The sequence below is a fragment of the Streptomyces desertarenae genome, assembly GCF_042681365.1.
Classification (GTDB): Bacteria; Actinomycetota; Actinomycetes; order Streptomycetales; family Streptomycetaceae; genus Streptomyces; species Streptomyces desertarenae.
The window spans coordinates 1-13141 of the sequence record NZ_JBHUFU010000025.1 but is presented as its reverse complement, the minus strand read 5'-3'; the positions used below and the strand labels follow the sequence as shown (position 1 = coordinate 13141).

6 protein-coding genes are annotated in these 13141 nt (G+C 72.9%); 5 read left to right on the top strand and 1 reads right to left on the bottom strand.

Annotated elements, in window-relative coordinates; translation table 11 throughout:
• Positions 1 to 17 precede the first annotated feature (17 nt).
• From dapF to ACFSJS_RS26100, 4 genes are all read left to right on the top strand, one after another.
• Complete coding sequence (dapF, locus tag ACFSJS_RS26115; protein ID WP_380904643.1) at positions 18 to 920, top strand: diaminopimelate epimerase; 903 nt, start codon at positions 18 to 20, stop codon at positions 918 to 920.
• A gap of 83 nt (positions 921 to 1003) precedes the next feature.
• Positions 1004 to 3139: a RelA/SpoT family protein gene (locus ACFSJS_RS26110; RefSeq protein WP_380904641.1), complete on the top strand. Its 2136-nt coding sequence runs from the start codon at positions 1004 to 1006 to the stop codon at positions 3137 to 3139.
• Between the two features lie 187 nt (positions 3140 to 3326).
• Positions 3327 to 4826, top strand: coding sequence for a GTPase HflX (gene hflX, locus ACFSJS_RS26105; RefSeq protein ID WP_380904638.1), 1500 nt, complete (start codon positions 3327 to 3329; stop codon positions 4824 to 4826).
• A gap of 106 nt (positions 4827 to 4932) precedes the next feature.
• On the top strand, positions 4933 to 5538 hold the full coding sequence (locus ACFSJS_RS26100; RefSeq protein WP_380904636.1) for a response regulator transcription factor: 606 nt from the start codon (positions 4933 to 4935) through the stop codon (positions 5536 to 5538).
• On the opposite strand, the gene ACFSJS_RS26095 is transcribed toward ACFSJS_RS26100, so the two are convergent.
• A complete protein-coding gene (locus ACFSJS_RS26095) occupies positions 5425 to 6669 on the bottom strand; it encodes a sensor histidine kinase (RefSeq protein ID WP_380904634.1) in 1245 nt (414 codons plus the stop codon). The genes ACFSJS_RS26100 and ACFSJS_RS26095 overlap by 114 nt on opposite strands.
• A 394-nt stretch (positions 6670 to 7063) precedes the next feature.
• Between ACFSJS_RS26095 and ACFSJS_RS26090 the strand changes: the two genes are divergently transcribed.
• Positions 7064 to 13108 carry a DNRLRE domain-containing protein gene (locus tag ACFSJS_RS26090; protein ID WP_380904697.1) on the top strand — a complete coding sequence of 2015 codons (6045 nt, stop codon included), beginning with the start codon at positions 7064 to 7066 and terminating at the stop codon, positions 13106 to 13108.
• Positions 13109 to 13141: the final 33 nt, after the last annotated feature.

Below are 13141 nucleotides of genomic sequence, written 5' to 3'. Positions count from 1 at the left end.
CCCCGTACGATGGGCACGTGGACAGCGCTGCGCCCGTGCGGTTCCTCAAGGGACACGGCACCGAGAACGACTTCGTGATCATCCCCGACCCCGACGGGACGCTGGACCTGCCCCCGGCGGCCGTGGCCCGGCTGTGCGACCGGCACGCGGGCATCGGCGGCGACGGACTGCTGCGCGTGGTGCGCTCCGCCGCCCACCCCGAGGCGCGGGGCATGGCCGCGGAGGCCGAGTGGTTCATGGACTACCGCAACGCCGACGGCAGCGTCGCGGAGATGTGCGGCAACGGCGTGCGGGTCTTCGCCCGCTACCTGGAGCGGGCCGGCCTGGCCGCGGCGGGCGACCTCGCCGTCGCCACCCGGGCGGGCGTGCGCCGCGTGCACCTGGCCAAGGACGGCGACGTCACCGTCCACATGGGCGCCGCCCGGCTGCCCGCCGGACCGGAGCCGTCGGTCACCGTGGCCGCCGCCGGGCGCGAGTGGCCCGCCCGCAACGTCAACATGGGCAACCCCCACGCCGTCGCCTTCGTCGACGACCTCGCCCACGCCGGCGACCTCCTCACCGCCCCCGCCGTCACTCCGTCCGGCGCCTACCCCGAGGGCGCCAACGTCGAGTTCGCCGTCGACCGGGGACTGCGCCACGTGGCCCTGCGGGTCCACGAGCGAGGCTCCGGCGAGACCCGTTCCTGCGGTACGGGCGCCTGCGCCGTGATGGTCGCCGCCGCACGGCGCGACGGCGCCGACCCGGCGGCCGAGGGCGTCCCGGTCACCTACACCGTCGACGTGCCCGGCGGACGCCTGGTGATCACGGAACACCCGGACGGCGGCGTCGAGATGACCGGCCCGGCCGTGATCGTCGCCGAGGGCACCGTGGAGCTCGGCCGGCTCACCGCCCCCTCCGGGGACGACCGCTCGAACGGGTGATCCCGGACACGGTGCGCAGGAGGCGGCGCGAGGCGCGCGGCGGGGTCGATAGGATCAGCCAACCCGGCGCAGTAGGAGGTGCCATGAGTGCGGTACGGAGCCTTCGCAAGCTCGGTCGTGCGGCCCTCCTGAGCGCCTCGCCCCGTCACGCCCTCCCCGACGCCATCGAGCACGTCGCCAAGGTGCACCGCGCCCACCACCCCGGTGCCGACCTCGACATCCTCCGCCGCGCCTACGTCCTGGCGGAGTCCTCGCACCGCGGCCAGATGCGCAAGAGCGGCGAGCCGTACATCACGCACCCGCTCGCCGTCACCCTGATCCTGGCCGAACTCGGCGCCGAGACGACGACGCTGACGGCCTCCCTGCTCCACGACACCGTCGAGGACACCGACGTCACCCTGGAGCAGGTCCGGGAGGAGTTCGGCGAGGAGGTGAGCTACCTCGTCGACGGCGTCACCAAGCTGGAGAAGGTCGACTACGGCGCCGCCGCCGAGCCGGAGACCTTCCGCAAGATGCTGGTGGCCACCGGCAACGACGTCCGCGTGATGTCCATCAAGCTCGCCGACCGGCTGCACAACATGCGCACCCTGGGCGTCATGCGGCCCGAGAAGCAGGCGCGGATCGCCCGGGTCACCCGCGACGTGCTGATCCCGCTGGCCGAGCGGCTGGGCGTGCAGGCGCTCAAGACCGAGCTGGAGGACCTGGTCTTCGCCATCCTCCACCCCGAGGAGTACGACCGCACCCGGGAGCTGATCCGCGAGCACAACGCCGGCCCCGATCCGCTCGCCGAGATCGCCGAGTCGGTGCGGGGCGTGCTGAAGGAGGCCGGCATCGCGGCCGAGGTCCACATCCGGCCCCGGCACTTCCTCTCCGTCCACCGGGCCCGCTCCAAACGCGGCGAGCTGGGCCCCTGCGACTTCGGGCGGCTGCTGATCCTGGTCGCCGAGAACGCCGACTGCTACGCGGTCCTGGGGGAGCTGCACACCTGCTTCACCCCGATGGTGTCGGAGTTCAAGGACTTCATCGCGGTCCCCAAGTTCAACCTGTACCAGTCGCTGCACACCGCCTTCGCCGACGCCCACGGCCGGGTGGCGGAGGTCCTGGTCCGCACCCGCCGGATGCACCGCGTCGCCGAGGCCGGGGTCATCGCCCTGGGGAACCCGCACCGCGCCCCGGGGGAGGAGGGCGCAGACGGGGGCGAGCGCGCCGACCCCACCCGCCCCGGCTGGCTGGAGCGGCTGCTGGAGTGGCAGAGCCAGGCGCCCGACCCGGACACCTTCTGGGCCGAACTCCGCGACGACCTCGCCCAGGACCGGGAGATCACCGTCTTCTGCACCGATCCGGACAACGCCGCCCGGACGGCCACCCTCCACCTGCCCGCGGGCGCCACCTGCGTGGACGCCGCCTACGCCCGCTACGGCGCGGCCGGGCACGCACTGATCGGCGCCAGGGTGGACGGCCGGCTGACCACGCTGGGCACCGTGCTGCGCGACGGTGACGCCCTGCAGCTGCTGATGGCGCCCGAGGGCACCTCCGGCCCCTCCCCCCAGTGGCTGGAGCACGCCCGCACCCCCACCGCCCGGATCGCCATCCGCGCCTGGCTCGACGGCCGCCCGCAGGACGGCGAGGGCGGCCGGGCGGAGGACGCCCCGGATGCCTCCGCCGCCGGTGCGGGTGCCTCCCGCGCCCCGCGGCCCGCCCCCGGCGACGGCCCGCACCACCGGCGCCCCGGCGGCCCCGCCCGGACCGCGCACCGCGGCTCCCGCGAGGAGCCCGCGGCCGTCGCCGTCCCGCCGGGCGCCCCCGTGCGGCTGGCCCGCTGCTGCACGCCCGTGCCGCCCGACGCCGTCGTCGGCTTCACGGTGCGCGGCGGCATGGTGACCGCCCACCGGGAGAGCTGCCCCACGGTGGCCCGCATGACGGCCTCCGGGCGCGGCACCGTCCCCGTGCGGTGGCGGGCCACCGGTGCCGGCTGCCGGGTGAGGCTGTACGCCGAGGCGCTCAACCGTCCGCACCTGCTCGCCGACCTCACCGAGGCCATCGCTGCCCAGGGCGCGGCCGTGGTCTCCGCCGAGGTGGAGCCGCCCCGGGAGCACCGGGTGCGGCACACCTACACCCTGCGGCTGGCGGACGCCGGCGAACTGCCCGGGCTGATGCGCGCCATGCGGGACGTCCCGGGGGTCTACGACGTCGTGAGGGCCGCCCTGCGCACTCCCTGAGAGGCTCGCGCGGCCCCGCGGGCGGCCCGGACCCGGACCGCGGTGCACAAACCAGGTGACGGCCGGGTCGCGGCGTGCCACCATCGTCCTGTCGGATCGCACCCGCCGGCGGGCGCCGGGCCCCGGGAATGTTCCACGGGCCCCGCGCGTTGATCCGGACGAACACTCCAACGACGTTAAGGACACGATGACCTTCTCTTCCTCCCTCCCGCAGAACGGCCAGCGCCTCGCCGAGTCGCCCCGCCGAGCCGACGCCCTGATGGAGGAGGACGTCGCTTGGATCCCCGAGGTCGACGGCGAGCGCGACGGTGACCAGTACGACCGCACCGAGCGTGCCGCTCTGCGCCGGGTCGTGGGCCTGTCCACCGAACTCCAGGACGTCACCGAGGTCGAGTACCGCCAGCTGAGGCTGGAGCGTGTGGTGCTCGTGGGCGTGTGGACCTCCGGCACCGTGCAGGACGCCGAGAACTCCCTCGCCGAGCTCGCGGCCCTCGCCGAGACGGCGGGCGCGCTCGTCCTCGACGGGGTCGTCCAGCGGCGCGACAAGCCGGACCCGGCCACCTACATCGGCTCCGGCAAGGCCCAGGAGCTGCGCGACATCGTCCTGGAGACCGGCGCCGACACCGTCGTGTGCGACGGTGAGCTCAGCCCCGGCCAGCTCATCCACCTGGAGGACGTCGTCAAGGTCAAGGTGGTCGACCGCACCGCCCTGATCCTCGACATCTTCGCCCAGCACGCCAAGTCCCGCGAGGGCAAGGCGCAGGTCGCGCTGGCCCAGATGCAGTACATGCTGCCCAGGCTCCGCGGCTGGGGCCAGTCGCTGTCCCGGCAGATGGGCGGCGGCGGCTCCGGTTCCTCGGGCGGCGGCATGGCCACCCGCGGTCCCGGTGAGACCAAGATCGAGACGGACCGGCGGCGGATCCGCGAGAAGATGGCGAAGCTGCGCCGTGAGATCGCGGAGATGAAGACCGGCCGCGACCTCAAGCGCCAGGAGCGCCGCAGGAACAAGGTGTCCTCGGTCGCCATCGCCGGGTACACCAACGCCGGCAAGTCCTCGCTGCTCAACCGGCTCACCGGTGCGGGCGTGCTGGTGGAGAACGCGCTGTTCGCCACCCTGGACCCGACCGTGCGCCGGGCCGAGACCCCCAGCGGCCGGATCTACACCCTGGCCGACACCGTCGGGTTCGTACGGCACCTGCCGCACCACCTCGTCGAGGCGTTCCGCTCCACGATGGAGGAGGTCGGCGACTCCGACCTGATCCTCCACGTGGTCGACGGCTCCCACCCGGCGCCGGAGGAGCAGCTGGCCGCTGTGCGCGAGGTGATCCGGGACGTCGGCGCGACGGACGTGCCGGAGATCGTGGTGGTCAACAAGGCGGACGCCGCCGACCCGCTGGTCCTCCAGCGGCTGCTGCGCACCGAGAAGCACGCCATCGCCGTCTCGGCCCGCACCGGGCAGGGCGTCGACGAACTGCTGGAGCTGATCGACCGCGAGCTGCCGCGCCCCGGCGTGGAGCTGACGGCGCTGGTGCCCTACACCCGCGGCGACCTGGTCTCCCGGGTCCACTCCGAGGGCGAGGTGCTCTCCGAGGAGCACACCGAGGGCGGCACGCTCCTGGCGGCCCGCGTCCACGAGGAGCTGGCGGCCGACCTCGGGGCGTACGCCACGGCGGGCACGGGGGCCTGACCCCGCTCCCGGGCGCACGTCCCGACCCGCGGCACACCGGGCCCGTCCCCTTCGGGGGGCGGGCCCGCACCCGTGTCCGCCCGGCCGGACGGTGCATACTGCATTCATGATCAGAGTGCTGGTCGCCGAGGACATGCACGTGGTGCGGGCGGGCCTGGCGGAGGTCCTCGGAGGGCAGCTCGGGATCGAGGTCGTCGGGCAGGCGGCCGACGGACCGTCCGCGCTGGAGACGGCCCTGCGGTGCGGACCCGACGTCGCGGTCCTCGACATCGACCTGCCCGGCGCGGACGGCATCGCGGTGGCCGCGCGGTTGCACGAACGGCTTCCGACCTGCCGGTCCCTGATGCTCACCGCGCTCGACCGCCCCGGACTGCTGCGCCGGGCCCTGAAGGCGGGGGCGGCCGGCTACCTGCTGAAGACCGCCACGCCCGGGGCACTGGCCTCGGCCGTACGCACCGTCGCGGCCGGAGGACGGGCCGTCGACCTCCGGCTGGCCGAGCAGAGCGAGGTACTGGGCGAGAACCCGCTGACCCCGCGCGAGGCGGAAGTGCTGCGGCTGTCCGCCGCCGGGGCCGGGGCCCGGGAGATCGCCGCCGAGCTATTCCTCGGAGTGGGGACGGTGCGCAACCGCATCTCCTCCGCAGTGGGCAAACTCCACGCCCGCACCCTCGTCGACGCCGTCCGGATCGCCGAGCGCAACGGATGGATCTAGCGGCAGCGTGACCGACAGCCGGAAGGAGCCGTCCCCGGCGGAGGTGCTCAGGCGGCCGCCGAGGGCGGCCGCCCGGGCCGCCATGCCGGTCAGCCCCGTCCCGTGGTGCGGCCGGCGGCGCGGAGCGCCGTCGTTGACGACCGTGAGCGTCACCCTCCCGCCGCGTTCGACCACGGTGATCGTGCAGTTCGCGGCCCGGCTGTGCCGCAGGAGGTTGCCGGTGGCCTCCCGCAGCACCGCGCCCAGGCAGTTGACCAGGGGAGGCGCCAACCGGTCGTGCGCGGGGACGACGGTGCGGGTGGTGATCCCGGCGTAGGTCAGCAGCCGCCGGACGTGGGCGAGTTCGGAGTTCAGGGACAGCGCCAGGTGTCCCTGCGCCACCGTCCGCACCTCGGCGTGCGTACGGCGGGCCAGCACCGCGACATCGGCCAGCGCGCGCCGGGCGCACTCCTCGGACCTGGGAGCGCCGGGACCGGACGCCTCGACGCGGTTCAGCGCGGCCTCGCACCGGACGGCGATCGACACCAGGGAGGAGCCCAGCAGGTCGTGCAGGTCCCGCGCCATCCGGTCGCGCTCGCGCTGTTCGGCGAGCCGGGCGGCCTGGTCCTGAGCGGCCTGCAGCCGGGAGACGAGCAGGGCCAGGTGCGCGACGCCGTAGACGCTGCCGGCGGTGACCGCGGTGGAGACCAGCACGCTCAGCGGGCCGCGGTGGGTGTCGACCAGCGTTCCGGCGAGCAGCGGTCCGCTGGCGGTCACCCCGGCCGCGATCGCCAGTGAGGCGGGCGGGGGGACGGTGAGCAGGACGGCTCCGGCCAGGAAGCCCAGCAGGCTGAGCCAGGAGGTGCGGAAGAGCAGGATCGGCAGGTAGGTCAGCAGCGCCTGCACCCCGAGCAGCCACCAGCGCCAGCGGTAGGGCAGGCGGTAGGGGGGAGGCGCGTACTGGCCGAGCAGCACGGCCGGCAGGACGATCAGCAGCAGGAGCGCGGTGATCACCGTGCGGCGGCTCAGCGGCCGGCTGAGCACGTCCAGCGCGAGCAGGGTGAGCGACCCGGCGACCAGCAGGGCGACGGTCCCGAAGGCGACCCACGAGCTCTGCGGTATCCGGACGCGGCTCCGCTCCCCGGCGGTCATTCAACCCTCCTCGGTACAGGGGTGTTGTGGAGTACCCGGTGTCGGTGAAGCCTTCGGGGAGTTGTCCGTGGAATCGGTGAAGGTTTCACTTCCTCGGCGGCCGGCGTGGTGGTCGGATCGGCGGCGACCTGTGTTCCCGAGAGAAGGAAACCCGGTGACAGACCACGCATCCCCGCCCGAGGAGTGGGCGGGGTCCGCACTGGCGCTGCAGCGCCGCAGACGCCTGCTGCCCCGCATAGCCCTGGCCACGGCGGCCCTGCTCACCGCCGAGACGGCGCTCGTCGTCGCCACGTCGGGCCAGGCCGTCGCGCTTCCCGGGGAGAGAGTCCAGGCCCCGGTCCGGACCGAGCGGCCCGACGGGCCCCGGGAGGCCGCGGACATCCCGTCGGCGAAGGTGGCGGCGCGGTTGTCGGGCCGGCGGGTCGAGGCGCTGAGTGAGCGCACCGAGACCTCGACGACGTGGGTGAACAAGGACGGCAGCCTGACGACCGAGCTGTCGGCCGGTCCGGTCCGCTTCCAGCGCGACGGCGAGTGGGTCGACGTGGACGTCGACCTGGTGCGGCGGTCGGACGGCTCGGTCGAGGCCGCCGCCCACCCGGCGGGACTGAGCCTGGCGGGCAGGGGCGGCGCACTGCCGAAGTCCCTGGCGGCGGCGGAGAAGGCGCCGGCCCGCGACCTGGTGACCCTGGGGGAGGGGAAGGAGCGGATCACCCTGCAGTGGAGGGGCGGCCTGCCGGCCCCGAAGCTGGAGGGCACCCGCGCCACCTACGCCGGTGCGCTGCCGGACGCCGATGTGATCGTGGAGGCCACCCGGACCGGGTTCGAGCAGTTCGTCGAGATCACCAAGCGGCCGACCGTGAAGGAGTACTCCTACACGCTGCCGCTGAAGACCGACGGGCTGAAGGTCAAGCAGCAAAGGGACGGCAGTCTGCTGTTCACCGACGCCGCCTCGGGCAGGAAGAAGCGGGCGGTGATGCCCGCACCGGTGATGTGGGACGCCGCCGTGGACGAGGTCTCCGGTGAGCACACCAACCGGGCCGAGGTCGACTGGAAGGTCGTCCAGACCGAGGACGGCGTCGACCTGGTCATCACCCCCGACGCCGACTTCCTCGCCGACCCCAGGACGCAGTACCCGGTGACGGTGGACCCCTCCACCTCGGCGCTGTCCAACGTCTTCGACACCCTCGTCAAGCGCGGTGAGACGGTGGACTGGTCCACCAACACCGAACTGCACCTGGGCAACCCCGGCACCACCAATCCGGACGGCACCACGAGGCTGTCGCGGTCGTTCATCACCTGGAACACCGCGCCGATCTCCGACGCGCTGGTCACCGGCGCGAAGCTGTCGCTGTGGAACGTCCACTCCGGCAACGCCGACTGCAAGCCGTACCAGTGGACGATCTGGGAGACCGGCGCGCCCTCCACCGCGACCCGGTGGGACAACCAGCCCTCCTGGATCGCCCAGCGGCACTCCTCCACCGAGACCAAGGGCCGCGCGGCCTGCGGCGGGGCGGGCTGGATCAACGCCGACGTCACCGACCTGGTGCAGACCTGGGCGTCGGCCAAGGCGACCCGCGGCCACATGGGCCTGCGCGCCGCCACCGACGCGACGACCCACTGGAAGCAGGTCAACTCCGCCAACGCCGCCACCAACCCGCCGAAGCTGGTGGTGAACTACAACTACCGGCCGCGCACCGGCACCAAGCAGGAGGCCGGCCCGCCGTACTTCTCCTACGGCGGCGCCTACACGGTCAACACCACCACGCCCACCCTGCGGGACACCTTCGTCGACGCCGACGGCGACAAGGTCAACGGCACCTTCCAGATCTTCGACGCCGCCACCAACACCCAGGTCGGCGACGTGATCGTCTCCAAGTACGTGCCCAGCGGCCAGGTCGCCTCCGTCACCGTCCCCGCCGGGGTGCTGGCCAACGGCAAGACCTACAAGTTCCGCACCAGCCCGTATGACGGGGCGCACTACAACACCGGCTGGTCGGCGTGGAAGACCTTCACCGTCGACACCACCGCTCCTTCCGCTCCCACCAAGATCACCTCTACAGACTATCCGTCGGGCTCCTGGGTCAAGGGCGCCGGCCAGGCCGGTACCTTCACCGTCACCCCGCCCGCCGGCGGTGACCACAACTGGCTGGAGTGGACGCTGGACGGCGTGACCTGGACCAAGGTCGCCACCGGCGGTTCCAGCGCGAACAAGGCCCTCTCCATCACCCCGCCCAAGGACGGCACCCACACCCTCCAGGTGCGGGCCGTGGACAAGGCCGACAACAAGTCCGAGGCGATCGAGTACACCTTCCACGCCGGACCCGGCGGCTTCCTCCAGCCCGCCGACGGCGAGCGCACCGCCCGCCGCCTCACTCTGGCGGCCGAGGCCGACGGCTCCAAGTACAACGCCGTGTCCTTCTCCTGGCGCCGCTCCGAGGCCGACGCCTGGACCCGCATCCCGGCCGGTGACGTCACCTCCGGCGGAAATCCGCTCACCGCCTGGCCGGTGCCGCTCACCGGCGGCAAGAACGCGCCGCTGGTGTGGAACGCCACCGACACCGTCGACCCCGACGGCAGCGTGCAGATCAAGGCCGACTTCACCGGCCCCGGAGACGCCGCCGGCGCCGCCGAACCGCTCACCGTCGTCGTCGACCGCAACGCCACCGGCGCCGCCACCGACGAGATCGGCCCGGGCACGGTCAACCTCCTCACCGGCGACTACACCCTCTCCGCCACCGACGCCTCCGCGTTCGAGATGTCGGTGACCCGTACCGCCTCCTCCCGCACCCCCGACAAGGGCGCGACACAGGAGGGACAGGCGCCGATCTTCGGCAAGGAGTGGGTGACCGGCACGGCCGCGGAGCTGACCGAGTCCGACTACACCCACCTGCGCAAGGTCTCCGACACCGCCGTGGACGTGGTGCTGGAGGAGGGCGACGCGATCCACTTCACCGCCAACGCCGCCAAGTCCGGCTGGATCCCGGAGCCCGGGGCGGAGGACCTGACCCTCAAGGGCAGCGTGACCGGCTCCTTCACCCTCACCGACACCGAGGGCACGGTCACCACCTTCACCAAGCCCGACGCGGCGGCCACCACCTGGCAGGTCTCCTCCACCCTGCTGGACGGCCTGGCCAACTCCACCACCACCATCGTCTCCGAGACGGTGACCGTCGACGGCAAGAAGTTGGCCCGCCCCAAGCGCGTCATCGCCCCCACCTCGGCCGCTACGGCCGCGGCCTGCACCGCGGACCCGGCCACCCGGGGCTGCCGCGTGCTGGAGTTCGTCTACGCCACCGCCACCACCGCCACCGCCGACGCCTTCGGCGACTACGGCGGCCAGGTGAAGGAACTCCGCCTGTGGTCCACCGAGCCCGGTGCCGCCTCGGCCACCGCCAAGGCGGTGCAGACCTACGCCTACGACACCTCCGGCCGACTGCGTCAGGCGTGGAACCCGCTGATCACCCCGGCGCTGAAGACCGAGTACGCCTATGACGCCGCGGGAAGGGTCACCCAGCTCACCCCGCCCGGCGAGCTGCCGTGGACCTTCGCCTACGGCAAGGCCGGTAACGCCTCGACCGCCGGTGAGGGCATGCTGCTCAAGGCCACCCGGCCGGGACTGAAGCAGGGCACCGCCGACACCGTCGAGGGCACCGCGGCCACCAGCGTCGTCTACGACGTGCCGCTCACCGGCACTGCCGCCCCCTACCGGATGGGCGCCGCCGACGTGCGGGCGTGGGGCCAGCTCGATGCGCCCACCGACGCCACCGCGGTCCTCCCCGCCGACGCCGTCCCCGCCTCCCACACCGGCAGCGCGCTGACTCCGGCCGCCTACCGGCGGGCCGAGGTGCACTACCTGGGTGCCTCCGGCCGTGAGGTCAACACCGCCGCCCCCGGCGGACACATCTCCACCACCGAGTACGACCGGTTCGGCAACACCGTCCGCGAGCTGTCGGCCGCCAACCGTGCTGTCGCCCTGGGCCTGGCGGCCGACGACCGCGAGACCCAGGCCGACCTGGGCATCGCCCAGCTCACCGGTGCCGAGCGCGCCGACCTGCTGGCGACGAAGTCGGTCTACAACGACACCGGCACCCGGGAACTGGAGGAGTTCGGCCCCCTGCGCCGCGTGGACCTGACCGCCGACCTGAAGTCCGGTACCACCACCCTGGTCCCGGCCGGCACCTCGGTCACCGCCCGGAGCTGGACGGTCAACGAGTACGACGCCGGACGTCCGACCGACGGCACCGCCGCGGTCAAGGACCAGGTCACCAAGGTCACCACGGGCGCGCAGGTGCGTGAGCACCCGGCCGTCCACGGCGAGACCCGGGTGACGCAGACCGTCTACGACTGGGCCAAGGGGCTGCCGACCAAGACGATCCAGGATCCGGGTGGTCTGGCGATCACCACGGAGAAGACCTACGACACACAGGGTCGTGAAACGAAGGTCATCGCACCGGGTGCTACCGGCGCCGACGCCGCCACCCGCGTGACGACCTACTGGTCCGCGAGTGGCACCGGCGCCTGCGCCGGGCGCCCGGAGTGGGCCGACCTGGTCTGCTCGGTCGGGCCCGGCGGCGCGATCACCGGCGGCGGGACGAACCCGGCACAACTGCCGACCACCACCACCGAGTACGACTGGTGGGGCAACACGGCCAAGGTCACCGAGACCGCCAACGGCGTCACCCGCACCACCACCACGTCCCACGACGACGCGGGCCGTCCCACCACGGTGAGGACCACCGGAGGGGTCGGGCAGGCGGTGCCGGAGACCACCACCGAGTACGACCCGGCCACCGGCCAGGCCGTCAAGACCGTCTCGCCCACCGGTGGCACGATCACCAAGGCGTACGACCGGCTCGGCCGCATCATCTCCTACACCGACGCCGACGGCGGGAAGACCACCACCGAGTACGACCTGCTCGACCGGCCGGTGAAGGTCTCCGACACCGTCCCGTCCACCGTCACCTACACCTACGACCACACCGCCGAGCCCCGCGGCCTGGTGACGGGGACCACCGACTCCGTCGCCGGCGCCTTCTCGGCCACCTACGACGCCGACGGCTCGGTCGCCACCGAGAAACTGCCCGGCGGCTACACCCTCACCGTCACCGAGGACACCACCGGTTCGGCCACCGAGCGCACCTACACCCGCGACAGCGACGGCACCCTGGTCTACGCGGACACGGTGACCGAGTCCGTCCACGGGCAGAACACCAGCCACGCGGGCTGGTCCGGCCAGACCTACCGCTACGACGCGGCCGGCCGCCTCACCACCGTCGAGGACACCGCCGACACGGTCTGCACGCGCCGCAGCTACACCTTCGACGCCCGGACCAACCGCAAGACCCTGACCACCGCGGCCGGTGCGCCCGGCGCCGACTGCCCCACCACCGGAGGCACCACCACCAGCCACACCTACGACAGCGCCGACCGCCTCGTCGACTCCGGCTACACCTACGACGCCTTCGGCCGCACCACCGCCGTCCCCGGCCAGGGCACCATCGGCTACTACGCCAACGACCTGGTCCACCGGCAGACCGCCGGCGACAAGCGGCAGACCTGGACGCTGGACGCCGCTCTGCGCTTCCGCTCCTGGACGGTGGAGACGGGCAGCGGCAGCACCTGGACGCAGACCGCGTCCAAGCGCAACCACTACGACGGCGACGGCGACAACCCCCGCTGGATCGTGGAGGACACCGCCACCGGAGCCGTGAGCCGCAACGTCGACTCCATCTCCGGCGACCTGGCCGCCACCACCGGCAGGACCGGCGACACCGTCCTGCAGCTGTCCACCATCCACGGCGACATCGCCCTCCAGCTCCCGCTGGATGCCGGCCAGGCACCCGTCGCCCTGGACAGCGACGAGTACGGCAACCCCCGCCCGGGCCAGCCGGCCACCCGCTACACCTGGCTCGGCGCCAAGCAGCGTTCCACCGAGACCCTCACCGGCCTCACCCTCATGGGCGTCCGCCTCTACAACCCGGCCACCGGACGCTTCCTGTCCACCGACCCCGTTCAGGGAGGCAGCGCCAACGCCTACGAATACGCCTACGCGGATCCGCGCAACAAGTACGACCTCGACGGCAGATGGGTTCCGCTGGTCATCGGCGCGGCTCGTCTCGGCATGGCGTGCTTCAGGTACTGCGGCAAGATCTACCGGGGAGCCAAACTTGCCTATCGCGGGTGGCGGGTACGGCGAAAGATCCACAAGTACACTTACACGCGAACCGCATGGGGCCACAGGTGGAGCAGGCCGTACATGCACTCGCACCACCACCTCCGCAATATCACGAGGGGGCGGCCGATGCGTGATCCGAGAGGGGCCCGCCACGCCATCGCCTGGCGGGCCAAGGGATCGTTCAACGGCCGCCGTGGACACTACGAACTGGTGGTCAACTACAGAACGCGGAAGATCCTGCACCACCAGTTCAGGGGACGGTAAGCGGTGATATTTCACTTCGATCGGGAGCGGGCT